Annotated in this window: 20 protein-coding genes; 12 read left to right on the forward strand and 8 right to left on the reverse strand. The window is 72.0% G+C overall.

What is annotated here, in order from left to right; translation table 11 throughout:
- The first annotated feature begins 116 nt into the window (after positions 1 to 116).
- Both H181DRAFT_RS16780 and H181DRAFT_RS16785 read left to right on the forward strand, forming a co-directional pair.
- Positions 117 to 1,973, forward strand: a complete 1,857-nt coding sequence (locus H181DRAFT_RS16780) for a glycoside hydrolase family 3 protein (protein WP_045865287.1) — start codon at positions 117 to 119, stop codon at positions 1,971 to 1,973.
- A gap of 355 nt (positions 1,974 to 2,328) precedes the next feature.
- Entirely contained in the window at positions 2,329 to 3,342 is a 1,014-nt protein-coding gene (locus H181DRAFT_RS16785; protein ID WP_045865288.1) for an Acg family FMN-binding oxidoreductase, read from the forward strand.
- Between the two features lie 123 nt (positions 3,343 to 3,465).
- On the opposite strand, the gene H181DRAFT_RS16790 is transcribed toward H181DRAFT_RS16785, so the two are convergent.
- On the reverse strand, positions 3,466 to 4,032 hold the full coding sequence (locus H181DRAFT_RS16790; RefSeq protein WP_045865289.1) for an Rv1733c family protein: 567 nt from the start codon (positions 4,030 to 4,032) through the stop codon (positions 3,466 to 3,468).
- Positions 4,033 to 4,284: 252 nt separating this feature from the next.
- Here H181DRAFT_RS16790 and H181DRAFT_RS16795 point away from each other — a divergent pair, with 252 nt between their 5' ends.
- Positions 4,285 to 4,992: a response regulator gene (locus H181DRAFT_RS16795; protein ID WP_045865290.1), complete on the forward strand. Its 708-nt coding sequence runs from the start codon at positions 4,285 to 4,287 to the stop codon at positions 4,990 to 4,992.
- 310 nt (positions 4,993 to 5,302) lie between these two features.
- On the opposite strand, the gene H181DRAFT_RS16800 is transcribed toward H181DRAFT_RS16795, so the two are convergent.
- Complete coding sequence (locus H181DRAFT_RS16800) at positions 5,303 to 7,036, reverse strand: sensor histidine kinase (protein WP_052708612.1); 1,734 nt, start codon at positions 7,034 to 7,036, stop codon at positions 5,303 to 5,305.
- A gap of 388 nt (positions 7,037 to 7,424) precedes the next feature.
- Between H181DRAFT_RS16800 and H181DRAFT_RS16805 the strand changes: the two genes are divergently transcribed.
- Entirely contained in the window at positions 7,425 to 8,129 is a 705-nt protein-coding gene (locus tag H181DRAFT_RS16805; RefSeq protein ID WP_045865291.1) for a CBS domain-containing protein, read from the forward strand.
- A gap of 159 nt (positions 8,130 to 8,288) precedes the next feature.
- On the opposite strand, the gene H181DRAFT_RS16810 is transcribed toward H181DRAFT_RS16805, so the two are convergent.
- The 4 genes from H181DRAFT_RS16810 to H181DRAFT_RS16825 form a co-directional block, all read right to left on the reverse strand.
- The gene (locus H181DRAFT_RS16810) at positions 8,289 to 9,506 is read right to left on the reverse strand and encodes an NAD-dependent epimerase/dehydratase family protein (RefSeq protein ID WP_078895784.1); all 1,218 of its coding nucleotides are present in this window, start codon (positions 9,504 to 9,506) and stop codon (positions 8,289 to 8,291) included.
- 227 nt (positions 9,507 to 9,733) lie between these two features.
- The gene (locus tag H181DRAFT_RS16815; RefSeq protein ID WP_045865292.1) at positions 9,734 to 10,207 is read right to left on the reverse strand and encodes a DUF2267 domain-containing protein; all 474 of its coding nucleotides are present in this window, start codon (positions 10,205 to 10,207) and stop codon (positions 9,734 to 9,736) included.
- A 93-nt stretch (positions 10,208 to 10,300) separates the two neighbouring features.
- The gene (locus tag H181DRAFT_RS16820) at positions 10,301 to 11,287 is read right to left on the reverse strand and encodes an alpha/beta hydrolase fold domain-containing protein (protein ID WP_052708613.1); all 987 of its coding nucleotides are present in this window, start codon (positions 11,285 to 11,287) and stop codon (positions 10,301 to 10,303) included.
- 45 nt (positions 11,288 to 11,332) lie between these two features.
- Positions 11,333 to 12,574, reverse strand: a complete 1,242-nt coding sequence (locus H181DRAFT_RS16825; protein ID WP_078895785.1) for an FUSC family protein — start codon at positions 12,572 to 12,574, stop codon at positions 11,333 to 11,335.
- A 282-nt stretch (positions 12,575 to 12,856) separates the two neighbouring features.
- Between H181DRAFT_RS16825 and ctaD the strand changes: the two genes are divergently transcribed.
- Together ctaD and H181DRAFT_RS16835 are read left to right on the forward strand one after the other, a co-directional pair.
- Positions 12,857 to 14,533 carry an aa3-type cytochrome oxidase subunit I gene (ctaD, locus tag H181DRAFT_RS16830; protein ID WP_045865293.1) on the forward strand — a complete coding sequence of 559 codons (1,677 nt, stop codon included), beginning with the start codon at positions 12,857 to 12,859 and terminating at the stop codon, positions 14,531 to 14,533.
- A 9-nt stretch (positions 14,534 to 14,542) separates the two neighbouring features.
- The gene (locus H181DRAFT_RS16835) at positions 14,543 to 14,908 is read left to right on the forward strand and encodes a hypothetical protein (protein WP_045865294.1); all 366 of its coding nucleotides are present in this window, start codon (positions 14,543 to 14,545) and stop codon (positions 14,906 to 14,908) included.
- 126 nt (positions 14,909 to 15,034) lie between these two features.
- Here the strand turns inward: H181DRAFT_RS16835 and H181DRAFT_RS16840 are convergent, their stop codons facing one another.
- A complete protein-coding gene (locus H181DRAFT_RS16840) occupies positions 15,035 to 16,120 on the reverse strand; it encodes an alcohol dehydrogenase catalytic domain-containing protein (protein WP_045865295.1) in 1,086 nt (361 codons plus the stop codon).
- 436 nt (positions 16,121 to 16,556) lie between these two features.
- Between H181DRAFT_RS16840 and H181DRAFT_RS16845 the strand changes: the two genes are divergently transcribed.
- The 6 genes from H181DRAFT_RS16845 to meaB all read left to right on the forward strand — a co-directional run bounded on the left by H181DRAFT_RS16845 (position 16,557) and on the right by meaB (position 24,615).
- The gene (locus H181DRAFT_RS16845) at positions 16,557 to 17,477 is read left to right on the forward strand and encodes a universal stress protein (protein WP_045865296.1); all 921 of its coding nucleotides are present in this window, start codon (positions 16,557 to 16,559) and stop codon (positions 17,475 to 17,477) included.
- A gap of 24 nt (positions 17,478 to 17,501) precedes the next feature.
- On the forward strand, positions 17,502 to 18,842 hold the full coding sequence (locus tag H181DRAFT_RS16850) for a nicotinate phosphoribosyltransferase (protein ID WP_045865297.1): 1,341 nt from the start codon (positions 17,502 to 17,504) through the stop codon (positions 18,840 to 18,842).
- A gap of 93 nt (positions 18,843 to 18,935) precedes the next feature.
- Complete coding sequence (locus H181DRAFT_RS16855) at positions 18,936 to 19,235, forward strand: DUF1876 domain-containing protein (protein WP_045865298.1); 300 nt, start codon at positions 18,936 to 18,938, stop codon at positions 19,233 to 19,235.
- 208 nt (positions 19,236 to 19,443) lie between these two features.
- On the forward strand, positions 19,444 to 21,333 hold the full coding sequence (locus H181DRAFT_RS16860) for a methylmalonyl-CoA mutase family protein (protein WP_045865299.1): 1,890 nt from the start codon (positions 19,444 to 19,446) through the stop codon (positions 21,331 to 21,333).
- Positions 21,333 to 23,597 (forward strand): methylmalonyl-CoA mutase, encoded by a 2,265-nt coding sequence (gene scpA, locus H181DRAFT_RS16865; RefSeq protein WP_045865300.1) that lies wholly within the window; start codon positions 21,333 to 21,335, stop codon positions 23,595 to 23,597. Before H181DRAFT_RS16860 ends, scpA begins: the two co-directional genes overlap by 1 nt.
- A gap of 13 nt (positions 23,598 to 23,610) precedes the next feature.
- A complete protein-coding gene (gene meaB, locus H181DRAFT_RS16870; RefSeq protein WP_045865301.1) occupies positions 23,611 to 24,615 on the forward strand; it encodes a methylmalonyl Co-A mutase-associated GTPase MeaB in 1,005 nt (334 codons plus the stop codon).
- Positions 24,616 to 24,735: 120 nt separating this feature from the next.
- On the opposite strand, the gene H181DRAFT_RS29190 is transcribed toward meaB, so the two are convergent.
- The gene (locus H181DRAFT_RS29190) at positions 24,736 to 25,458 is read right to left on the reverse strand and encodes an SIP domain-containing protein (protein WP_045865302.1); all 723 of its coding nucleotides are present in this window, start codon (positions 25,456 to 25,458) and stop codon (positions 24,736 to 24,738) included.
- Between the last annotated feature and the right edge of the window lie 7 nt (positions 25,459 to 25,465).

Here is a 25,465-nt window from a genome sequence, read left to right on the forward strand (position 1 = left end):
GCGCGGCGTCTGGTCCTTCACAACCCGGCACTGCGACTATGTGCGCTCCCGTATGCCCGGCTCCACGTCGCCCGTTTGAGTCGCATGTTCGAGTCGCCCGTTTGAGGAGCACCACGATGCAGCAGACGCCGCCGCAGCCGCACCACCCCGCCTCCCGCAGACAGATCCTGGCCGGTGCCGCCGGCGCCGCGGCCGCCTTCGGCCTCACCGCCGCCTCCGCCGGACCGGCCCAGGCAGCCGGACCGGCCGGTGCCGGCGCCGCGGAGGAGGCCGCCCGCATCCGTCGCAATGCCCGGACGATGCTCGGCCGGATGTCGCTGAAGGAGAAGATCGGCCAGCTCTTCGTCCTCGAGGTCTACGGCACGCGTGCCGACAGCTCGCACGCCAAGAACAAGGAGCTGTACGGGGTTTCGACGCCGGCCGAGGTCGTCGCCAAGTACCGCCCCGGCGGCGTGATCTACTTCGACGCCCGCCGCGGCCCCGACAACCTCAAGGACGCCCGGCAGGTCGCGAAGCTCTCCAACGGGCTGCAGCGGGCGGCCCTCCGCTCGGGGGCGCGCATCCCGCTGCTGGTCTCCATCGACCAGGAAGGCGGCAGCGTCGTCTTCCGGATGCTGGAGCCCGCGACGCAGCTGCCGGGCAACATGGCGCTGGCCGCGGGCCGTTCACGCACGGACGTCCGCCGCTCGGCCGAGATCATCGGCAGCGAACTGGCCGCGATGGGCATCAACCAGAACTACGCTCCCGTCGCCGACGTCAACATCAACCCGAACAACCCGATCATCGGCGTCCGCTCCTTCGGCTCCGACCCCGACATGTGCTCGACGTTCGTCGCCGACTCCGTCCGCGGCTACCACCGCGGCGAAGTCGCCAGCGCCGCCAAGCACTTCCCCGGACACGGGGACACGGACGTCGACAGCCACACCGGTCTGCCGGTCATCAAGCACACCCGCGAAGAGCTGGACAGCATCGACCTGCCGCCGTTCCGCGCGGCCATCGCACGCGGTGTCGACACGATCATGACCGCGCACATCGTCGTTCCCTCGCTGGACTCCAGCGAGGTCCCCGCGACCATGTCGAAGCCCATCGTGACGGGCCTGCTCCGCGAGGAACTGGGCTTCGACGGGCTCATCGTCACGGACGCCCTCGACATGGGCGGTGCGACGGAGGACTTTCCGCCGGACGTCGCCCCCGTACGCGCACTGCAGGCGGGTTGCGACCAGCTGGTGCTCGCCCCGAAGACGGACACCGCACACGCCGCCGTGCTCGCGGCAGTCGAATCCGGCGACGTGTCCGAGTCGCGCCTCGACGCCTCCGTGCTGCGCATCCTCGAACACAAGATGCGCAACGGCCTCTTCCCCCGCCCGTACGTCGACGAGGCACGCGCCGAGCGCTTCGTCGGGAACCGGCGGCACGCCGCGGACGCAGCGCGCATCACCGACCGCACGGTCACGCTCGTACGCAACGAGGGCAGGATGCTCCCCCTCTCGGACGCGGAGCGCTCCGTGCTGGTCACCGGCTGGGGAGCCGACCAGGTCGCGGCGCTCGCCGAGGCCGTGGGGAAGCGCTCCGGGCAGTCCGCCACCCCCCTGGAGACCGGTCCGACGCCGAGCGAGGCGAAGATCGAGGAGGCGGCCTCCGCGGCGCGCGACCACGACGTGACAGTGGTGGTGACCAACGCCGCCGCGTCCGCGAAGGACAAGGGCGCCGCCCAGGCGTCCCTGGTGAAGGCCCTCATGAAGAGCGGCAGCCAGGTCGTCGCGGTCGCCGTCCGGAACGCCTACGACATCCAGCGCTTCCCCGACGTCCCCGCATACCTCGCCACGTTCTCCTACGGCGACCTCTCCATCGCCTCGGTGAACGACGCCCTGTACGGCGACCTCAACCCCTCGGGAAGGCTTCCCGTCAGCATTCCGACCCTCGACGATCCGGAGAAGTCGCTGTACGAGTTCGGCGACGGGCTGAGCTACTGACGCGGCCGGGCGAACAGAAGCACGGCGGACAGAAGCACGGCGGCCAGAAACAGGGCGGCCAGAAGTACGGGCGCCAACAGGGCGGATCTGCGGCTCTCTGAGGCAGCACCCCGTCGGGACACTCCCGGCGGGGTGCTGCCTCGTGTCCGTCCCGCGTGCGCCGTGTCAGGGCGCGGGGGCGGGCTTTCGCCGTCCCCGCGCGCCCCCGTCCCCCGTGTCCAGGGACATTCGGCCCCTTTTCCGGTTCCCCCGGGCCCTCGCCGCTCGCGCGTCCGGCGCAGCAGGCTTTCGAGTGGGACGCGCGTCCCGTCACTTCGTGAAGCGGTCGTGAACCGGGAAGGAGGCAGGAGGGCTCATGCATCCCACCTCATTCACTGACGACGAGGTGGTCGAGAGTCTTGTCCGCGATGCCTCTACGGCACCGTCCATGCACAACGCACAGCCGTGGCGATTCCGCTACAGGCGGGCCGACCATTCGATAACCCTGTACGCGCACTTCGGGCGCGGAATGTCGCAGTCCGATCCTCAGATGCGCTCCCTCCACGTGGGCTGCGGAGCTGCGCTGTTCAATCTGCGGGTCGCCGCTCAGCATGCCGGGTTCCGTCCAGTGACACGTCTGCTGCCCGACCCGGCCGACCCCCAGACGCTCGCCACGGTGACGCTGATGGACACGGGCAACTCGACCGACCCGGAGGTGGCACGGCTCCACAGTGCGATCGCGGAGCGGCGGAAGAGCCACTTTCCGTACGCCGAGCGGCCGATCCCGTCCCCGCTGGTGAACCTCCTCGTCGACCAGGTCCGTGCGGAGGGGGCGCGGCTGGCCTTCATCTCCGGCTGGCACCTGGCCCTCGTCCTGGACCTGATCGAGCAGGCGGAACTGGATTCGCACCGGCTCGGCGACCCGGAAGAGGCACGCCTGTTCCGTACCGGAGTGACGTTGGAGGGCACGTCGCCGTCCGGCCCGCACGTCGTGGAGGGCATGTCCGAGAGCGCCCTCGGTCCCGCCGAGCGCGACGGGCGCTCGCCGTCGCGCGGCTCTGCCCGCGGTTCCGCGGAGGCGGGACTGCGCGGCCAGTCCGACGCCCGGCCGGTACCGCACCTCGGGCTGATCTACACCGAGCAGGACCGGCCCGCCGACTGGCTGGCCGCCGGCCAGGCCATGGAGCGCCTGCTGCTGGTGGCGACGAGAGAGGGGCTGGCGAGTTCGTTCGCGACGCAGGCGCTGGAGCGTACGGAGCTGCGCTGGCTGCTGCGCGACCCCGTGTGGGGGACGGGCCCCGTGCAGACAGTGATCCGGCTGACCTACGGGCCGCGCGGGGAGCCGACGCAGCCACGGCCGACCGGGGACGTGCTCGACATCGTGCCCTGATGCAGGTCCAGCGCCGCTCCCGGGCAGATGCTCGACGGAGGACGCCGATCCGTCGAGCATCTGCCTGAGTCGTCGTCCAGTCCGGCAGTCCGGCAGTCGGTCCCTCCGGGAGCCTGCGGTGCACTATTCGCTGCGGCTCCACCACGGTCCGACGGCCGCCCACTCCCGCTCCCACTCCTTGGCCCGGGTGGCGTCGATCCGCCGTCGCGAGAGCCAGCAGCCGCCCGCGATCACGAAGCAGGTCGCCACAGCCGCGGCGCTGCCCGCCGCAGCGCTCTCCCCCCGGATCTCCGTCGTGCCCGGTGGCGGCTGCCGCGGGATTCCGCGGCTGTCGAGCCACACCGTGACCTTCTCCCGGGCAGGGGTGCCCGCGTCGACAGGTGCACGGGCCGTCCTGGAGTGACCGTCCGCCGACTCCCAGCGGACCTTCGCGGGGACCCTGGGATCACCTGTCACGGTGGCGAAGCTGTCCGTGGTCGGCGCGTCCTCGAGCAGCACGGCCTTCGTCCGGGTCAGGTGCGAACTCTCCCGCAGGTTGTCCCCGAGGGCGTCCGAGGCCGCCGCTCCGGCGACCGGCGCACTGACCGCCATGGCGGCCCCGGCGGCGAGGCCCACCCACGCCTCCACCCGGTCGGAACGGCGCTTCAGCGGGTTCTTCCGCCAGCGCCACAGCCACTTCCTGTTCTTCATCAGCCGACTCCCCTCAGCGGGCGGCAACCCGGCTTCACGCATCAGGTGACCTGTACGCGGACTCCCAAGGGGGCCGAACGGCCACCGATCGGTGGACGACCGGCCTCCTCTCGGCCCTGGTCGGGTCCGTTCGGCCCTATTCGCGCGCCGGACCGGGGAGTGACGATGCGGACAGACGGCTGCGACGCGGACAGTCACAGACGGACGCGGCAGACGTGACGGGCGGAAACGAGCGGAATCACGAGGGCCGACATGAGCGATCAGCGCACGTTCTCCGAGCAGAACCCCATCCGGGTGCTGCTGCTGGACGATCACGAGGTCGTACGGCGCGGAGTGCACGACCTGCTGGAGTCCGAGGCGGACATCGACGTCGTCGGCGAGGCGGCGAGCGCCGAGCAGGCGCTCACGCGCGGGCCGGCGCTGCGGCCCCATGTGGCGGTCCTGGACGTGCGGCTGCCCGACGGCGACGGCGTGACCGTCTGCCGGGAGCTGCGCTCCCAGATGCCCGACCTCGCGTGCCTGATGCTGACCTCCTTCGACGACGACGAAGCGCTGCTCGACGCGATCATGGCGGGTGCGGCCGGCTACGTCCTCAAGCAGATCAAGGGCTCCGACCTGGTCTCGGCCGTGCGGACCGTGGCGGCCGGGCAGTCGATGCTCGACCCGGCGACGACGGCGCGGCTGATGGGCAGCCTCCGGGGCCCGGACGCGCACAAGGACGAGCAGGGTCCCGCCGCCTTCGCGGACCTCTCCCCCCGGGAACGCGACATCCTCGCGCTCATCGGGGAGGGGATGACGAACCAGGAGATCGGCAAGCGGCTCTACCTGTCTGAGAAGACGGTGAAGAACCACATCTCACGGCTGCTGGCGAAGCTGGGCGTCGAACGGCGCGTGCAGGCCGCTGTTCTGGCCACGCAGGCGCACGTCCAGGAGGAGACCCGGCGGCACCATTCGCACTGAAGCCGAGGGGTCGCACGGCGTGCGGCCGACCGTGACGGGCTGGCGGCACCGGGCGGGTACCGGGGGGGGTACGGGCGGACGCCGGGGCACTGGCGCACTGGTCGACTGGCCTATTGGCGTGCTGGTCGACTGGCTGAACCACTGCGCCACCTCGGTGCCGCACTGCCCCCGTATCGCGCCGGACGTCCTGGCCGGCGGCGCGCAAGCCACGCATGTGAAGCGGCCACAGTCCCGAGGTCCCGAGGTCCAGAAGCTCAGCGGTCCAGAAGCTCAGCGGCTGAGAGGCGCAGAGGTTGCCAGGCGCAGCGGTTCAGCCAGTGGGCCTGCGCAGCGGTACACGCCACAGCAGCCGCGTCCCACCCGCCTCGGGGGTCTCCAGGCGCAGCTCGCCGCCCAGCCGTTCCGCACGCTCAGCGAGGTTGTGCAGGCCGCTGTGCTGCGCCCCGGCGGGGACGCCCACCCCGTCGTCCTCGACCGTGAGCCGGAAGGCGCCCCCTTCCGCCTCCGCCGCCACCTGGACGGCGTCCGCTCCGGAGTGGCGGGCCGCGTTGGACAGGGCCTCCCGCAGCACGGCGACTGCCTGGTCGGCGATCTCCGCCGGCACCTCCGTCTCCAGCAGCCCCTCCAGACGCAGCGCGGGTGTGAATCCCAGTGCCGGTGCGACGTCCTGCACCGCGTCCGTGAGGCGGCTGCGCAGCCCCTCCCCGCCCGGCTCGGTGTCGTGTGCGCGCAACCCGAAGATCGTCGAGCGGATGATCTTGATGGTGGCGTCGAGGTCGTCCACCGCACGCATCAGCCGCTCTCCCGCCTTGGGGTGTTCGACGAACCGCATGGCGCTCTGCAGGGTCATCCCCGTCGCGAACAGTCGCTGGATCGCCAGATCGTGCAGGTCGCGTGCGATGCGGTCGCGGTCCTCGAACAGTGCGATCTGCTCGGCGTCGCGCCTCCGTTCGGCCAGCTCCATGGCGACCGCCGCCTGGCCCGCGAAGGCGCTGAGCGGCGCCGTCTGGGTGTCGGCGAAGGGCGGGCGCGGCTTGGACCGCGCGAGCAGCAGCACTCCGCGCGAGGCGTCCTCCGCGATCATCGGCACGGCGACGGCGGGCCCCATGCCGGCCCAGCGGGGCGGGCCCGCTGTGACGCGGGGATCGTGCTCGACGTCCACGCTCGTGGTGACCTCCCCCGCGTCGACCGCCGCACCCACGAAGGACCCCTCGCGCGGCAGCAGCAGACCGCGGTGGGCGTCGGCGTCGGTCCCGTACGCCGCGGCCACTCTCAGCACCTCGCCGTTCTCCTCGGGCAGCGCCAGCACGCCCAGGTCGGCGGAGAGGATGTCGCGCGCGAGTTCGACGATCAGTCCGAGGACCCGCCTCTCCCCGACGCCGGAGAGCAACGCGCGCGTGACCTCGGCGTTCGCCTCCATCCAGCGCTGACGGTAGTTGGCCTCCTCGTACAGCCTGGCGTTCTCGATGGCCACTCCGGCGGCAGCGGCGAGCGTCGACAGGACCGTCTCGTCCTCGCTGTCGAACTCCTTGCTGTCGCGCTTCTCGGCCAGGTAGAGGTTGCCGAACACCTCGTCGCGTACACGGATGGGCACCCCGAGGAACGAGCGCATCGGGGGGTGGTGCGGTGGGAAGCCCCGCGAGGACGGGTGCTGAGCGAGATCGGGCAGCCGCAGGGGCATCGGGTTGCGGATGAGTTCGCCGAGCAGTCCGTGCCCCGTGGGCAGCGGGCCGACGGCCCTGACCTGCTCGTCGGTCACGCCCACGGGGATGAACTGCGCGAATGTGCCGTCCTCACCGATCACTCCGAGCGCGCCGTACTCCGCGTCGACGAGCAGCACCGCCGCTTCCGCGATGCGCTGCAGCACCTGTGACAGCTCCAGTTCCCGCCCCACGGAGAGCACTGCTTCGAGGAGGCTGTGGATGCGGTCGCGTGTGCCGCGCACGGCGTCGATCCGTACCTGCAGCTCCTCGAGGAGGTCGTCGAGCTGCATACGGGGCAGGTGGCCGGTGGGCCCGTCGTCTTCGTGCTGCACAGCGCTCATCGACCTCCGCCCGGAACGGGAGGATTCGGCAGAATTGCCGGTTTCTCTCGTCCAAACAGTAGCCCCGCGCCTGCGCGACGGCATGGGATGGGCCCCGCAGCCCACTGGAGCCCGCCGCCTGAGGAGCTGTACGCGACCCTCCCGGACAGAGGACGGCCTTGCTGGTGCACACCCGCAGGACGCCCACCGCACGCGCCACCCGCGCGTCCACCGTGCGGCCGGCCGGACAGGGAACGTGCGCGGTCGGGTCCTGCGGGAACGGGACCAACAGCCGCCCTTTGTGTGTCGTTCGGATCTGCACCCGGGCCTCCGCGAGGACGAGACTGGGGCGCAGAAGCCCGGCCCAGCGCCCTCACGGACGCAGGGGCCGGAAAGGGAGGTGGGACCGTTGCACTCCGGCAGCGTCGGCGAGCTGATGTCCGCCCCGGGCGTCGCGGTGCGGCGCGGCACGGGTCTGGAGGAGGTCGCGGCGCTGATCGCCGAGCACCACGTTCACGCTGTCCCAGTGATCGACGACGAGGGGCACCCCGTGGGCGTCGTCTCGCAGCGGGACCTGCGGTACGGCGGAGACCGCTCCCCCGCTGCCCGCGCGCCGCTGCCCGCGCTGCCGCGCACGCCCGGCCCAACCGCCGGAGCACGTCACAGGAACCGCGCCGCCCCGACAGCGGGCGACGTGATGACCAGCCCGGCTGTGACGGCGCTTCCCGCGTGGTCGCTGCCCGAGGCGGTGCGGGCGATGGAACGCCGCCGGGTCAAGCGGCTTCCCGTCGTCGACGCGGGCGATCAGCTCGTCGGCTTCCTCAGCAGGAGCGACATCCTGCGTTCGTTCCTCCGCGAGGACGCGGACGTGCGGGCGGAGATCACGGCCGAGGTCCTGTCGGACACACTCGGCATCGGCCCGTCCCAGGTCAGAGTCACGGTCACGGACGGGCGGGTGACGCTGCAGGGCATCGTCGCCCACCGTGATCTGCTGCTCGTCGTGGACAAGCTCGTCCGCGGGGTGGCCGGTGTCGTCGAGGTCCGCAACCACCTCGCCTACTCCACCGACGCACCGTCCAGCCGTTCGGCGATCCAGCCCGCGCAGCCCCGCTGACTGTGCGCCTGCGCCCCCTCGCGGGCGGCTGCCCGTGCGGTACGGAGCGGGGCGTCCGTCCCGCACGGACCAGGCGCACAGGCGGCTCCGGAGACTCGCACTGTCCGTCAGCCGACCGGACAGTCAGCTCACGCGAGGCTGACAGGCCGGGCAAGCCGTTCAGGGATGCTCGCCCACACCCGTACGCAGTTCGCGCAGCCGGCCGCCGCCGGGCATGCGCCTGGCCAGCGTCGGTGTGTCCATTCCGGCGACCGTCCGCAGGCCCTGCAGGAACTCGCCCAGTGCTTCCTCCGACGACCACCTGGGTGACCATCCCAGCTCCTGCCGGGCCTTGCCGCAGTTCATCAGCGGCAGCCGCAGCACCGCGTCGAACAGCTGGGGCGACGCGGGCAGCAGATGCGAGTGCCACCCCGCGGCGAGAGCTGTACGCACGGGGCGCAGCGGCATCCGGACGACCCTGGCGTCCAGCAGCTCGGCGAGCAGTCCGGCGTCGACCACGGGGTCGGCCGCGAGGTTGAACGCGCCGCGTGCGCTGCCCGTGACGGCGAGGCGGTAGGCCTCGGCCGCGTCGTCGGTGTGCATCGCCTGGAAGCGCAGGCCCGGCAGGTCGGGGACGATCGGCAGCAGCCCCGGACGGACCAGCCGCTGCGGCACGAACGGACCCGCGAACAGCCGGCGCTGCTCGCTCGCGGACTCCTTCTTGAACAGGAATCCCGGCCTCATGCGCACGACGCGGACGCCCGGGTGCTCGCGCTCGTAGCTGTCGAGAGCGCGCTCCAGATACGACTTCTCGCGGCAGTAGGCCGCTTCCGGCCAGCCGTGCGTGGGCCAGGCCTCGTCGACCTGCCGGTGCTTCGGGCCGGGAGCGTAGGCGCCGACGGACGAGGCGTGGACCAGCGCGGGGACGCCGGCGTCCGCCACCGCCTGGAAGACCCGCAGGCTTCCGAGCACGTTCGTACGCCACGTGACGACGGGACGGTGCGTCGGCTGGAACAGCCACGCCAGGTGGACGACCGCGTCGGCGCCCTTGAACAGCCGCACGAGATCGTCCTTCGCCTCGTCCGTCTGCCCGACGGCGTGCCATCCGCCGGCGCCGCTCCCGGCGTCCGCGGCGCCGCCTCCGTCGTAACCGCCCCGGCCGATGTCCACGGAGGCCCAGTCCGTCTTCGGCGGTGACCAGCCGGGGAGGCGGCGCGAGATCCCGAGGACCGATCCGACCTGCGGATCGTCCGACAGCGCCTTGACGACGCTCGTCCCGACGTTGCCGGTGGCTCCGACGACCACGACGCGCAGTCCGGCACCGTCCCCGCGGCCGCCGCCTGATCCGCCGCCCGCCCCTTCGGCGCCGTGGGAGGTGCGAGGGTTCCGAGGATTCATCTGCGTCTCCTTCTGTCCGCCGGGCGCTCCAGGTGCCCCGCGCCGGTCGTCTGCGTAGCGGTGCTCAGCTCAGCTGTGCTGTTCGCGCGGGGTGCGTCTCTCTGTCCGGTTGCCGGCATCTTCAGACGTCGGCCGACTGGATTCGCCTGCGGCAGTGCGAGCGCATACGGCCGTGCGGGCGCATACGGCAGCGGGCCCTCGCGGGTCCGCTGCGCTCCCTGTCGGCTTCACTGTGCTGCCGCGTCGTCCGGCGGTCCGGCCGCGCCGCCCGGCACACTCGCGCGCCCGGAGGGCAGGACGTCGCGGATGTCCGGCGGAAGGGCCCCCTCCAGCTTCCGCATGAGTTCGGGCGCCACGGCCGCGTCCAGGACGTTCAGGACTGCCGCCGCCCGCACCAGGGCGTCCTCCTCGGAGGTCTCAGCCCGCCACGCCACGCGTCCGGCGAAGACGGGCAGATCGAACGGCTCACCCCGCACCCGGGCCTCCGCCCTCACGTGCGGCGACGCCTCGTGCTCGGCGACGGCGCGCCGCAGCGGCTCGGCGGCCTCGTGCGGCAGCTGCGCGGCGAGGTGGTCGGCCAGTCCGTCGGGGACGCGCTCGGCGACGGTCTCCAGAGTGGCCCGTACGGCCGCTTCGGCGTCCTGGCGGCTCCCCAGCCCGGCACGTGCCTGCACCTGCCCGGTGAACTCCTCGTAGCGCATCCGTCCGCACCCCTTCGGGTCTGCTTCGTCCGCTACGGGGACGGGTGACCGTTCACGGCGCTCCGACACACGCGGCCCGTCCGCCCCGCCCCCTCAGCGGAACGGCACGCCGTCCGGAGCCGCGCCCCCGCCGCCGGTCCCGCGCGTCGGGGAGCCGCCCGCGCCGGCCGTGCTCCCGGCGGTGCGAGCCGTGAGCCGGAGCCCGGAGAGGATCTGCTCCCTCGCGTCGCGCCCTTCGGGCACGGGCCACAGCGGATAGGCGTGGATCTGTCCGGGTGCTTCATGGAGATCGACGGCTACTCCGGCGGATGTCGCCCGCTCAGTGAAACGCCTGGCGTCGGGAAGGAGGATGTCGCGGTCGCCGATGTAGACCTCCGTGGGTGGCAGCCCGTCCATGCGGCCGTTCAGCGGGCTCACCGCGGGATCGGACGGGGCCAGGTCCCCCGCCCACAGTCCGCCCGTGTAGCGGAGCGGTTCGACGGCCAGCATCGGGTCGTGCGGCTGGATCGTCTCCGCGTCCGGGTCGCTGAGCGCGGCGTCCAGCCACGGCGAGAGAAGGGTGAGCCGAGCGGGCGGCGCGTCGCCCTGCCCGTGCAGGCGCTGGGCCACGGCAAGGGAGAGCCCGCCGCCGGCCGAGTCGCCCATGAAGACCGCGGGCACCGGTGCGGCGGTCAGCTCCCTGGCCAGTGCGGTGAGGCGGGGCAGGAACTCCCCCGCCGTTCCCCGCGGGGCCAGCGGATAGACGGGGACGACGATCTGAGCGGGCGCCTGCGCGGCCAGTTCCTTGATCAGCGCCCAGTGGTTGTAGCCGATCTCCTCGATGTAGGCGCCGCCGTGCAGATAGAGCACGCGCACCTGAGGGGTCCGCCCGTGCGGGACGACCTCGTAGCAGGGGAAGCCGTGGTCGAAGCGCAGCGTCACGGCGCACGTCCTGTCCAGGTGTCCGGGCGGGCCGAAGTGGGCCGGACGCGTCAGCTGCTTCTCCACCTTGCGCCGGACCTGGACGAGGTCGCGGTACCCGAATTTGTGTCCGACTGCGGACATGGCCGCGGCCAGCGCACGGCTGCTCGTGCTCGGCATGTCCGGCCTCCTCTCCTCGTCGCCGCGGTCGCTCCGGCCGTCACGTCAGCGGAGATCGCGCCCTACCACGACGGGCCCGCTCTCCCCCGCGACCTTCTCCAGTACGTCGCGGGTGTGCCGTATCTCGTCGGTCAGGCGGACCGCTTCGGCCAGGAGGATCCCGTACGGCTCCGAAGGATCGCTCACCGGAAGCGGGCTCGCGTCGGCGTTCTCGGCCATCCGGGTGCGCGCCCTCTCCGCCCGGTCCACGGCGTCGCGCAGCTCGTGCAACTGCTGCGTGAACCGGTCCTCGTCGAGGTGTGCGAGCACCTGCGCGGCGTCTTCGAAACCGGCCAGGAACCTCCCGTAGTGGCTGAGGAACTCCCGGTGCTCGGAGCTGACGCCCTCCTCGGGGCACTGGTCAAAGCTGCGCGTCATCGACACGACCTGGTACGTGACCCGCTCCAGGGCGTCGACGAGCGACTGGTAGCCGTGGAAGCCCGACCACTGCCGCCGCCGGCCCAGGAGTCGGCGGGGGTGGAAGCGGATGCTCTCCCAGGCCGTCCGCACGGACGACTGCGCCTGACCTGCCAGCGGCGCGAGCCGCGCAGCGCGCTGCCGCCACCGCTGCGTCCGCTCATCGTCCAGGGTTCCCTCCCGCAGCGTCGGGGACATCTCGCCGGCGAGGTCCAGGAGGCCCTGCCCCAGCGCGTGTATCCCGTGCTCGGCGCTGCGGTAGCGCATCGGCGGCATCATCAGGACGTTCACGACGATCCCGACGCCGCATCCGATCAGGACGAGCAGGATGATCTGCCCGAGAGACTCGAGGCCCTGGCGCTCCCCCGGCGCGGCCGCATAGATGGAGAAGGCGAAGAACGCCGCCGTCGACACCTGCGTGCCCTGCGAGCCCAGACGCCCCCACCGTCCGATCGCCACCGCGATCAGTGCGACGAGCGCGAAGCTCAGCATGGTCGGCCCCGCAAGGGCGCCCACCAGCCCCTGCAGTGCCACTCCGGCCGTCACGGCTCCCACATAGCGCAACGCCTGCACGACGGACTGGTACGCGGTGATCTGCACGATCAGCACCGTGGAGAACGGCGCGAACGCGGGGCTCTGAGCCTGCATGACGTCGTTGGCCAGATACCAGGAGAGGCTCGCGACCAGCGCACTCTTACCGATGAGCGTCAGCGTGTGCCGCTCGGGCCCCGTGCTGCGGACCGCCCGCCGCCACCACTGCGCGGCCCTGGCGGGCAGGCCCTGGGGCGGGGCCGTCCGGCCCGGGTGGGGTGCTGCCGCTGCTTCGGCCATCGGTCTGCTCCCCGGGTGTCGTTGGCTCTGCGACGCCTTCCCTGCGTACCCCGATCCGCTGCTTCGACCCACGAGCGTGACGCGTCCCGCAACCGCCCGGAGCGCCGCCCCCCGGCAGGCAATCACGACCGGGCACGGCCCACGTATGGGTGAAGTGCTCGTTTCCGGAGGAGCGGAAGGTACGAACGTCGTGCAACCGGCATCGCAACGCCCGCCGCAGTCGTACGGGTTGCCGCGATCGCAGACGAACACCGATGAACACAGGCGAGCAAAGGGGCCACCATGTCAGTGCTGACCGAGCCGCCACGGGAGCGTGCCCGTGAACGCACACCAGGGGCCGTGGCCGTCACGTGGCTCACCACCACCGACCACAAGAAGATCGGCTCGCTGTACATGGTGAGCGGCTTCGTGTTCTTCCTCCTCGGAGGACTGCTCGCCCTGCTCATGCGGGCCGAACTGGCCCGGCCCGGAATGCAGTTGATCTCCGCCGAGCAGTACAACCAGGCGTTCACGATGCACGGCACCATCATGATGCTTTTCTTCGCGACCCCGCTGTTCGCCGGTTTCGCCAACGCGATCATGCCGCTGCAGATCGGCTCGCCCGACGTGGCGTTCCCCCGGCTGAACATGCTGTCGTACTGGCTGTACTTCTTCGGCGGCCTGATCGCGGTGGCGGGCTTCCTCACCCCGCAAGGAGCCGCCGACTTCGGCTGGTTCGCGTACACGCCGCTCTCCGATGGCGAGCACACCCCGTACATCGGCGGGGACTTGTGGGTGATGGGACTGGCGCTCTCCGGGTTCGGCACCATCCTCGGCGCCGTCAACTTCATCACGACGATCATCTGCATGCGCGCGCCCGGGATGACGATGTTCCGCATGCCGATCTTCACCTGGAACGTGCTGCTGACGAGCGTGCTCGTGCTGCTCGCGTTCCCCGTGCTCGCTGCGGCGCTCTTCGCACTGGAGGCGGACCGCAAGTTCGGTGCGCACATCTACGACGCGGCCAACGGCGGACCTCTGCTGTGGCAGCACCTGTTCTGGTTCTTCGGCCACCCCGAGGTCTACATCATCGCGCTGCCGTTCTTCGGAGTGGTGACCGAGATCTTTCCCGTCTTCAGCCGCAAACCGACGTTCGGCTACGTCGGACTGGTGGGCGCCACGATCGCCATCACGGGGCTGTCGGTCACGGTCTGGGCCCACCACATGTTCGCGACCGGGGCGGTGCTCCTGCCGTTCTTCTCCTTCATGTCGTTCCTCATCGCGGTGCCCACGGGTGTGAAGTTCTTCAACTGGATCGGCACCATGTGGAGAGGTTCGCTGTCGTTCGAGACGCCGATGCTGTGGAGCGTCGGTTTCCTCGTGACCTTCCTCTTCGGCGGCCTGACGGGCGTGCTCCTCGCGTCTCCGCCGATGGACTTCCACGTGACCGACAGCTACTTCGTCGTGGCCCACTTCCACTACGTGGTCTTCGGGACGGTCGTCTTCGCGATGTTCGCCGGCTTCTACTTCTGGTGGCCGAAGTTCACGGGCCGTATGCTCGACGAGACCCTCGGCAAGATCCACTTCTGGACCCTGTTCATCGGCTTCCACACCACGTTCCTCATCCACCACTGGCTGGGCGCCGAAGGGATGCCGCGCCGGTACGCGGACTACCTCGCCAGCGACGGGTTCACCGCGCTCAACACCATCTCCACCATCGGCGCCTTCGTACTCGGCCTGTCGACCCTGCCGTTCCTCTACAACGTGTGGAAGACCGCCGCGTCCGGCCAGAAGGTCACCGTCGACGACCCGTGGGGATACGGCCGTTCCCTGGAGTGGGCGACGTCCTGCCCGCCCCCCAGGCACAACTTCCTCACGCTGCCCCGCATCCGTTCCGAGTCCCCCGCCTTCGACCTGCACCACCCCGAACAGGCGTCCGCCGAACCGCCCGCGGTGGTCAACCCGCCGCGCGAGAGCTGACGTACGGCCGTGCGGAGGTCCACCACCGGCCGGGACGAGGCAGCCCGGGGCATCGCCCAGCTGGAGGGCTACCTGCTGGCGCAGACGTACCGGGAGAACGCCCGCACCGAGGCGGAGGCGTTCGCGGACCGGCTGCCGTGGCTGACGTCAGCCCAGCACGAGGAGGTCGTGAGCCTCTACACCGACGAGCGGATGGCGCTCACTCGGCGGGTACTGGAGGCGACAGTGCAACGCTGCGGGGAGCTCCGGCAGGAGTACACGGAGCGCTACGAGCAGCTCCGCGGCCGTCTCCTGCTGCGGGTGACGGTGGCGCTGCTGGCAATGTTCGCCGCGTGCGCCACGGCGTCCGCGGTGCTGCTCGCCGTCGCCCGCTGACGCCCGGCCAGTGCGACGGCGGGGCGGCGGCAACGGCGGGGTGGCGGCAGACGACCGACGGGTGCGACGACGGCAGGCGACGGACGGGCGCCGTCCGCCGTCTGCCGCGTCGCCCTCGGTGCCCGGTCAGCCCGCCGTGGCGACCAGTGACGCGCTGTCGGGCCTGTAGACCTGCGGCCCCCTCACGGCGACCTTCAACGCTCCGGTGTCCTCCGCGCCCGCGAAGACCTCGTACGCCTCCTCCATCGAGTCGAGCCCGAAGACGTGCGTCACCAGCGGCGACGTCGTCAGCCTCCCGGCGTTGAGCATGCTCAGCAGCATCGGCACCGAGGAGGTGTCGACGAGGCCGGTGCGGATCGTCACGTCCTTGGGCCACAGATCCTCAAGATGGAGGGCCGCGGGCTTGCCGTGCACTCCGACGTTGGCGACGTGCCCTCCGGCACGGACCATGCGCGTGCACATCTCGAACGTCTCCGGCAGGCCCACCGCCTCGATCGCCACGTCAGCCCCGAGCCCGTCCGTCAGGTCGGCCACGAGCTGCTCGGGTTCGTCCGACGCGAGCACGTGCGCGTCGGCGCCGAGCCGGGCGGCCGACTGCAGACGGCCGGGCAGCCTGTCCACCGCGATGACCCGGTCGGGCGAGTACAGCCGCGCCGTGGCGACGGCCGCGAGGCCGACCGGTCCGGCGCCCACGACGGCGACCGTGTCACCGGGACGCACCGAGCCGTTCAGCACGCCGACCTCGTAGCCCGTCGGGAAGATGTCGGCGAACAGCACCGCGTCCTGACTGTCGACGGCGCCGGGCAGCAGATGCACGGAGTGGTCGGCGAACGGCACCCGGACGTACTCGGCCTGCGTGCCGTCGATGCGGTTCCCCAGCAGCCAGCCCCCTCCGCCGCGGCACTGCCCGTACGTGCCTTCGCGGCAGTACCGGCAGCGTCCGCACGCGGTGATGCAGGAGACGAGCACGCGGTCACCGGGCCGTACCGTGCGCACTTCGCTTCCCGTCTCGACGACCTCCCCGACGGCTTCGTGGCCGAGCACAGTCCCGTCCGCCACCCCGGGCACGTCGCCCTGGAGGATGTGCAGGTCGGTACCGCAGATGCTGGCCGTCTCCACCCGGACGACGGCGTCCGCGGGGTCCTTCAGGTCGGGCTCGGCGACGTCCTCCCACGCGGACCTGCCGGGGCCATGGAAGACGAACCCCTTCATGGATCTCTCCTCCCGTCGTGTGCGGCTCGTTCCTGCCGTTCTCAGCCGTTCGCCGCGCCGCGCTTCCGGGCTGCGCTTTCGGCCGCCCCGGCTCCAGCGTGGACGTCCCGGCCCCGCGCGTGCATGGGCCGTTCGGTCCCGGCTTCGGGTCCCTACGACCCTGGTCGCCGCAGTGCCGGGGCGGCGACGCTGAGGGTGAGACGTTCGCGACGCGCACTGTTCGACGTGGACTCGTCGCCGGGTGTGAGCCGAACTCGTGGCGGCCCTGGTCTGGCGATCTGGACGCGTCGAGTGGTGGACAGAGAAACGGCCGCCGCGCGGACAGCTCGACGGTCAACGTCCGGACAGTTCGACGTCGTCCGGACGGACCGGCGCCGCCCGGACAGTCCGTCGTGACGCTCGCGCCGCGGCGCCCACGGAAGCGGGAGGGAGAAAGATGACCGAGTCCGTGACGGTCGGGGTGGACGGCACCCGGGAGAGCCACAGCGCCGTCGACTGGGCCGCCCGCGAAGCACTGGCACGCGGCGCGCCGCTGCAACTGCTCCACGTCCGGGAGGCCGGGGCGTACCCCTACTCCCCCATCGCCGACGACGAGGTGGAGCGCGAGTGGGCGCAGAACCTCGTCAACGAGCTGCTCGACGAACTCAACCGCCGCGCCCCGGAGCTGAACGTGGAGGTCGAGATGGCTGCCGGACGGCCGGCACACGTGCTGGCCGACGCTTCGGCCGAGACCGGCCTGCTCGTACTCGGCTCGCGCGGCCTGAGTTCCCTGCTGGGCTTCATCGTCGGATCGGCGGCGCTGCCGACCGTCGCGCACTGCGCGTGCCCCGTCGTACTGGTGCGGGCACATGCGGGCGACGGCCACTCCAGCGGTGACCGTCAGGCGGAGACGCACGCCGCGCTGCCCCTGCAGGAGCGGACGGCGACAGGCGAGATCGTCCTGGGCGTGGATCTGCGGCACCCGTGCGACGAGCTGATGGCCTTCGCCTTCGAGGAGGCCGCCATGCACTCACTGCCGTTGCGGGTACTGAACGCCTGGAGCGTGAGCGGCCACCACCGCGCCATGCGCCCCAGTCCCATTCCGCCCGCGATGCAGGCCGAGTTGCTCGCCGCGCAGAACGACGCGCTCACAGCCGCTCTGCGCCCCTGGACGGAGCGGCACCCCGACATCAAGGTGCACGCCGAAGCACTGATCGACCAGCCCGCGCATCTGCTCGTGGAGGCAGCCGCACAGGCGTCGATGCTCGTCGTCGGACGGCGCAACCGGCGCTCGCGCATCGGTACGCACGTGGGTTCCGTCACGCACGCCGTCATGCACCACGCCCGCGCTCCCCTCGCCGTCGTCCCGTACGGCTGAACCCTTCTCCGGAGGTGCCTGGAGATGTCCGATGCCAGGACCACAGACCTGTACGAACTGACGATGGCCATGTCGTACGTGCGGGAGGGGATGACCGGGCCCGCGACCTTCAGTCTCTACGTCCGCGACCTGCCGCCTGACCGGGGCTTCCTGGTCGCCGCCGGGCTCGAACCCGTCCTCGACCATCTCGCCGGTTTCCGTATCGGACCCGACGACATCGACGCCTTCGCCGCCGCTCTCGGCCGGCCGCCCCGCGACCTGGTACCCCTGCTCGGCATCGCCTTCCGCGGGGAGGTGCGTGCCGTCCCGGAGGGGAGCCTGGTCTTCGCGAACGAACCGCTGCTGGAGATCACCGCACCCCTGCCGGTCGCCCAGCTCGTCGAGACGTACGTGCTGAACCTGATCAGCCATCAGACGGCGATCGCGTCGAAGTCCGCGCGGTGCGTGCTCGCCGCCGACGGCCGTCCCGTCGTGGACTTCTCCCTGCGCCGCACGCACGGGCCGCCCGCCGGGTTCGACGCCGCCCGGCTCGGGGCGCTCGTGGGCTTCGCCGGGACGAGCAACGTGGCGGCGGCGACGTCGCTGGGGCTGCCCGCCGTCGGCACGATGGCCCACTCGTACGTGGAGGCGTTCGGCTCCGAGGAGACGGCTTTCCGCGCCTTCTCCCGCGCCCACCCCGGTCCCGTCACCTATCTGGTGGACACCTACGACACGGAGGAAGGCGTGCGTACGGCGGCGCGGGTCCTCAAGTCGCTCGGCCTGGGCGCCGGTTCGGCGGTCCGGCTGGACAGCGGCGACCTGGGCGCGCTGGCCGTACGGTCGCGCCGCATCCTGGACGCCGCCGGGCTGCCGGAGGTGCAGATCGTCGTCAGCGGCGGCCTCGACGAGAGGAAGGTGGAGCGCCTGGTGCGGGAGCACGCCCCCGTCGACGTCTTCGCCGTCGGCACGAAGGTGGGCGTCTCCGCGGACGCGCCCTACCTGGACTCGGCCTACAAGATGGTCGCCTACGACGGGCGCCCCGTGATGAAGCTGTCCGCGAAGAAGGCCACCGCCCCCGGCGCCAAACAGGTCTTCCGCCGTCACGGCTTCGCCGACACACTCGCGCTCGCTGACGAACCGGCTCCGGCGGGGGCACGTCCGCTGCTGCGCCCCGTGATGCGGGACGGAGAGCGCGTCGCGGCGGTGCCCCCGCTGCGGGAGGCGCAGGACCGGTTCGCGGCGGAGCTCGCCGAACTGCCGCAGGAGGCGCGGCGGATCACCCGTCCGGTGGCGCCGGAGCCCCTGGAATCGGACCGCCTGCGGAGCCTGGGCGAGCTGGTGCGGCAGCGCATCCGGAGCGAATACCTCGCGCCGCAGGGCGCATAGACGGCCGGCCGGAGGGACCGGGAGACCGGCCCGGGCGGGCCGTCCCCGCCCCCGGGAGCCGGCGCGGCAACGGAACGAGCCGAGGAGGACACCATGGCCACGACACGGGAGTGGAACGTACGGATATTCATCTTCGAGGAGGAGGGCACCACCACGGCGCGTGCGGTTCTGGACACCGGTGAGTCGACGATCACCGGACGCGGCGTCGCCCGCTGCAACCCCGAGGACATCGACATCCCCGAGATCGGCGACGAACTGGCGGCGAGCCGGGCGATGGCGGAACTGGGGCGGCAGTTGATGAGAGTGGCCGACCGCGACCTGCAGGGCGTGGGCGCCGGTCCGCTTCCCGCCAGGACGCAGGCGTCCTTCGGATGGCCGGACCCGAACCTCTGAGGCGCGGCCCGGCGGCCAGGGCCCGTCCGGGAACGGCCGTCCGGGGACGCCCGTCCAAGGGCACCCCGTCCGGGGACGGTTCGCCTCGCGCGCGGCCCCGCGCGAACGGCCCGGGGAGCGGCTTCGGGCGTCCGGATTCACATCCGAGCGTCCAAGGTCACATCCGTTCCCGCTCCCGGCTGAGCGGGCGCTCGCCTAGCCTTGCGCCATGACGGTCCTGCCTGACGACGAGTTCTCACTCGCCGCCGAGTTCCCCGACGCGAGCCGCGACGACTGGCGGCGCCTCGTGGAAGGCGTGCTGCGCAAGACGGGTGCCGCGGAGGCCTCCGGACCGGCTGTCGAGGACGTCCTCGCCACCGAACTGGAGGACGGGCTCACGGTCCGACCGCTGTACACGTCCGCCGACGTCGCCGGTGGCGCCGGCTGCCCGGGCGCCCCCCCGTTCGTGCGCGGCGGCAAGCCGGAGGGCAACGCCCTCACGGGCTGGGACGTACGTCAGCTCCACCGGCAGCCGGACGCGGCGCGCTGCAACGAGGAGATGCTCGCCGACCTCGAGAACGGCGTGACGTCGCTGTGGGTCTCGGCCGGCGCCGCGGGCGTCCCGGTCGAGCGGCTGCCGGACGCCCTCGACGGCGTCCACCTCGACCTCGCCCCGGTCCATCTCGACGCGGGGGCCGCGTTCGACGCCGCCGCACGGCAGTTGCTGCGGCTGTACGAGACGCGCTCCGTCCCGCCCCGCGCCGCGCTCGGCAACCTCGGCGCCGACCCGCTGGGCCTGCTCGCCCGTACAGGCGACGCGTCGGACCTCGACGGGCAGTGCGCGCGCGCCGCCCGCCTGGCCGGAACCTGCCACAGCGGCTATCCGGGGCTGCGCGCCCTCACCGTCGACGCCCTGCCGTACCACGAGGCGGGCGGCTCCGCCGCTCAGGAGCTGGGCGCCTCACTCGCCACCGGCGTCGCCTACCTCCGTGAACTGACCGCCGCCGGCCTCACGGCCGAAGCGGCCTGCGCGCAGCTGGAGTTCCGGTACGCGGCCACCGCGGACCAGTTCCTGACCATCGCCAAGCTGCGCGCCGCGCGGCGCCTGTGGGCCCGCGTCGCCCAGGTCTGCTCCGTCGGCCCGGCCGCCGCGGCGCAGCGTCAGCACGCCGTCACGTCGACGGTGATGATGACCCGCCGGGATCCGTGGGTGAACATGCTGCGCACGACCGTCGCCTGTCTGGCCGCGGGCGTCGGCGGGGCCGACGCGGTGACCGTCCTGCCCTTCGACTCGGCGCTCGGCCTGCCCGACGCCTTCGCGCACCGCATCGCCCGCAACACCTCCTCGATCCTGCTGGAGGAGTCGCACCTGGCGCAGGTGATCGACCCCGCGGGCGGCTCCTGGTACGTGGAGCGGCTGACGGACGAACTCGCACGGAAGGCATGGGAGTTCTTCCAGGAGATCGAGAACGCGGGCGGCCAGGCAGCGGCTTGGCGGTCCGGTCTGGTCGCGGAACGGCTCGCCCGGTCGTGGGAGCGGCGCAGCGCCGATCTGGCGCACCGCCGTGAACCGGTCACCGGCGTCAGCGAGTTCCCCCATCTCGCCGAGGAGCCCGTCGAACGCGCCCCGGCACCGCCCGAGCCGGGCGGGGGGCTTCCGAAGGTACGCCGCGACGAGCCCTTCGAGGAGCTGCGTGCGCGCTCGGACGCCCACCTCGCCGCCACCGGCGCCCGTCCCCGCGTCTTCATCGCGGCGCTCGGTCCGGCCGCGGCGCACACGGCACGCGTCGGGTTCGCCGCCAACCTCCTGCAGGCGGGCGGCATCGAGCCCGTCCACGAGCCCGAGACGGTCGGCGAGGCCAACGTGGCGGAGGCTTTCGGACGCAGCGGGGCGAAGGCCGCGTGCCTGTGCTCCAGCGACAAGCTGTACGCCGAGCAGGCCGAGGGTGTCGCCGCCGCGCTGGTCTCGGCGGGCGCGGGCCCGGTGCTGCTCGCGGGACGGCCGTCCGGCGCGGAACGCGAGGCGTATCTGCGGGCCGGCGTCGGCGAGTTCGTCTACTCGGGCGGCGACGCCGTCGCCCTGCTCTCCTCCGTCCTCGACCGATTGGGAGTGGCCTGATGCAGGGCGCGGCACAGCAGCCTGGTGCGGGGGACGCCGTCCCCGACTTCTCCGGGATCGCTCTGGACGGGCCGGACGGGGACGCGCAGGCAGCCCCCGAGAACGGTGAACTGGCCTACAGCGCATGGCAGTCGGCCGTCCAGGAGAGCACCGGCAAGAGCGAGAGCGACCTCGTGTGGGAGACCCCCGAGGGCATCGCCGTCAAGCCGCTCTACACCGAGGGCGACCTCGCGGGGCTGGACTTCCTGGAGACCTACCCCGGCATCGCGCCGTACCTGCGGGGCCCGTACCCCACGATGTACGTCAACCAGCCGTGGACCATCCGCCAGTACGCGGGATTCTCCACGGCCGAGGAGTCGAACGCCTTCTACCGGCGCAATCTCGCGGCGGGGCAGAAGGGCCTGTCCGTCGCGTTCGACCTGCCCACGCACCGGGGTTACGACAGCGACCATCCGCGCGTGACCGGAGACGTCGGCATGGCGGGCGTCGCGATCGACTCCATCTACGACATGCGGCAGCTCTTCGACGGCATCCCGCTGGACAGGATGAGCGTGTCGATGACGATGAACGGCGCCGTGCTGCCCGTCCTCGCGCTGTACATCGTCGCCGCCGAGGAGCAGGGCGTACCGCCGGAGAAGCTGGCCGGGACCATCCAGAACGACATCCTCAAGGAGTTCATGGTCCGCAACACCTACATCTACCCGCCGCAGCCCTCGATGCGGATCATCTCCGACATCTTCGCGTTCACCTCGCAGCGGATGCCGCGCTACAACTCCATCTCGATCTCCGGTTACCACATCCAGGAGGCAGGCGCGACAGCCGACCTGGAGCTCGCCTACACGCTCGCCGACGGTGTCGAGTACCTGCGCGCGGGCCTCGACGCCGGGCTGGACGTCGACGCCTTCGCGCCGCGCCTGTCGTTCTTCTGGGCGATCGGCATGAACTTCTTCATGGAGATCGCGAAGCTGCGTGCGGGCAGGCTGCTGTGGGCCAGGCTGGTGAAGAAGTTCGGCCCGCAGAACCCGAAGTCGCTGTCGCTGCGCACCCATTGCCAGACCTCCGGCTGGTCGCTCACCGCGCAGGACGTCTACAACAACGTGGCCCGCACCTGCGTCGAGGCGATGGCCGCCACCCAGGGCCACACGCAGTCGCTGCACACCAACGCCCTCGACGAGGCCCTCGCCCTCCCCACGGACTTCTCCGCGCGCATCGCCCGCAACACGCAGCTGCTGCTCCAGCAGGAGTCGGGCACCGGACGCGTCATCGACCCGTGGGGCGGCAGCGCGTACGTCGAACGCCTCACGCACGACCTGGCCCGCCGGGCGTGGCAGCACATCGAGGAGGTCGAGGCGGCCGGGGGCATGGCCAAGGCCATCGACGCCGGCATCCCCAAGCTCCGCGTCGAGGAGGCCGCCGCCCGCACCCAGGCCCGAATCGACTCCGGACGGCAGGCGCTCATCGGCGTCAACAAGTACCGGGTCGACAGCGACGAGAAGATCGACGTCCTCAAGGTCGACAACTCCGCGGTCCGTGCGCAGCAGATCGACAAGCTCCGCCGGCTGCGCGAGGAACGCGACGAGGACGCCTGCCAGGACGCGCTGCGCGCCCTGACCGGTGCGGCGGCCGACGGCCACCGCACCGGCGGCGGGCTGGAGGGCAACCTCCTGGCGCTCGCGGTGAACGCGGCCCGCGCGAAGGCCACCGTCGGCGAGATCTCCGACGCCCTGGAGAAGGAGTACGGGCGCCACGCGGGGCAGATCCGTACGATCTCCGGCGTGTACCGCGACGAAGCAGGGACCTCACCGGGCGTGGAGCGCACGCGTGCCCTGGTGGAGGCGTTCGAGGAGGCGGAGGGGCGGCGCCCGCGGATCCTCGTCGCCAAGATGGGCCAGGACGGGCACGACCGCGGGCAGAAGGTCATCGCCACCGCCTTCGCCGACCTCGGCTTCGACGTCGACGTCGGCGCGCTCTTCCAGACGCCGGCGGAGGTGGCGCGGCAGGCCGTGGAGGCCGACGTGCACATCGTCGGCGTCTCCTCGCTGGCCGCCGGGCATCTCACGCTCGTGCCGGCGCTGCGGGAGGAACTGGCCGAAGCCGGCCGGGAGGACGTCATGGTCGTGGTGGGCGGCGTGATCCCGCCGCAGGACGTCGACACCCTCCACGAGATGGGCGCCGCGGCCGTCTTCCCGCCCGGCACCGTGATCCCGGACGCCGCGCACGACCTGCTCCAGAGCCTGGCCGCCGCGCTCGGCCACGAGCTGTGATCCAGTGCGGCCCATGGCACCGAAAGCACCCGCGATCGACATCGACGGCTACACCGAGGGCGTCCTCGCCGGCTCCCGCGCGCACATCGCCCGCGCCATCACCCTCGTGGAGTCCACCAAGGCGGCTCACCGCGACCTCGCGCAGCGGCTGCTGACCGGGCTGCTGCCGCACTCCGGTCACGCGGTACGGGTCGGCATCAGCGGCGTGCCCGGCGTCGGCAAGTCCACGTTCATCGACGCGCTGGGCAGCATGCTGACCGGGCTCGGGCACCGCGTCGCCGTCCTCGCCGTCGACCCGTCGTCCAGCCGCACGGGCGGCTCCATCCTCGGCGACAAGACGCGCATGGAACGGCTGGCCGTGGACCCGTCGGCGTTCGTACGGCCCTCGCCGACGTCCGGGACGCTGGGCGGGGTGGCTCGGGCGACGCGCGAGACGATGGTCGTGATGGAGGCGGCCGGGTACGACGTGGTGCTCGTGGAGACCGTCGGCGTGGGCCAGTCGGAGACGGCGGTGGCCAACATGGTCGACTCGTTCCTTCTGCTCACCCTCGCCCGCACCGGGGACCAGCTGCAGGGCATCAAGAAGGGCGTGCTGGAACTCGCCGACGTCGTCGCCGTCAACAAGGCCGACGGGCCGCACGAACGCGACGCCCGCTCCGCCGCCCGCGAACTCTCCGGCGCCCTGCGCATGCTGCAGTCCCCGGACGCCGCGTGGACTCCGCCCGTACTGACGTGCAGCGCGCGTGAGGGGACGGGCCTGGACACCGTCTGGGAACGGCTCCGCGCCCACCGCGAACTCCTCGACGCGGACGGCGGGCTGGAGCGCAAGCGGCGGAACCAGCAGGTGGACTGGGTGTGGTCCATGGTCCGCGAGCAGCTCCTGTCCGGCCTCCGCGAGGACCAGGGCGTGCGGGAGCTCGCCCCGAAGCTCGAACAGCAGGTGCGGGAGGGCAAGTTGACGGCGTCGCTCGCCGCGGAGCGGCTGCTGCGCACCTTCCGCGGGCAGCAGGACGGCTGAAGGTTCTCCGGGGCACGGCAGGTGTGGTGCCCCCAGCGACGCCGTCGTGGCCGCCGTGCGCTGACGGGCCGACTCCGCGAACGGCGACGCGGCGAGGCTGCCCCTCCGGGCGGCCCCGGCTCACAGTCCGGTGCGGCCGGTCGCCCAGTACGGCTGTGTACGGATGGCACGTCGGTCGAGCCCCAGTGTGCGCAGCCTGTGGCGTTGCCGTTGTACAGAGCCGCCGTGCCCGGCCAGGTAGGCCGTTTGCGGTGCGAGGCCGCGGATGCGCTCGTCGGCTTCGGCGAGCCACTCGTCGAGTGCGGCACCGTGTTCCTTGCCTTCGGACAGGACGACCGCGTCGGGCAGCAGCGTGCGGACGTAGTCCCGGTCCGGCGGCTCGACCTCCACGGCGACGAGCAGGCGCGTGCCCTCCGCGTTCGCGTGCTCGGTGAGTGCCGCCATCAGTCCCAGCGTGCTCGCGTCGCCCATGGCGAGCGCTGCGCGGGGCGAAGTCCAGCGGAAGCTCCTCGCGGACTCCAGTCCGCACCAGACGATCTCGCTGCCCGGCGCGAGCGATTCGATGAGGTGGAGTCCGGGGGCGTCGGCCAGGCCGTGGTGGTGCACCAGCACCGTGGCTGTGCCGGCCTCCCGGTCGTGGGACTCGGGCGTGTAATGGCGGAAGTCGTTGTCGCCCACGCGGAAAGCGGTGACGTCGCAGGGCGAGACATCCCGGGACCTCAACGAAGGGCTGTGAAAGGCGATGCGCAGCAGCGACGGGGAGGGGCGCTCGACTGCGGTCACCTCCGTGGCGAAGCCGCGGCGCTGCGCGTACTCGGCCAGAACCTTCGGAACTCGCGCCATGAGCCGC

It is taken from the genome of Streptomyces sp. WMMB 714, assembly GCF_900090125.1.
Taxonomy (GTDB): Bacteria; Actinomycetota; Actinomycetes; order Streptomycetales; family Streptomycetaceae; genus Streptomyces; species Streptomyces daqingensis.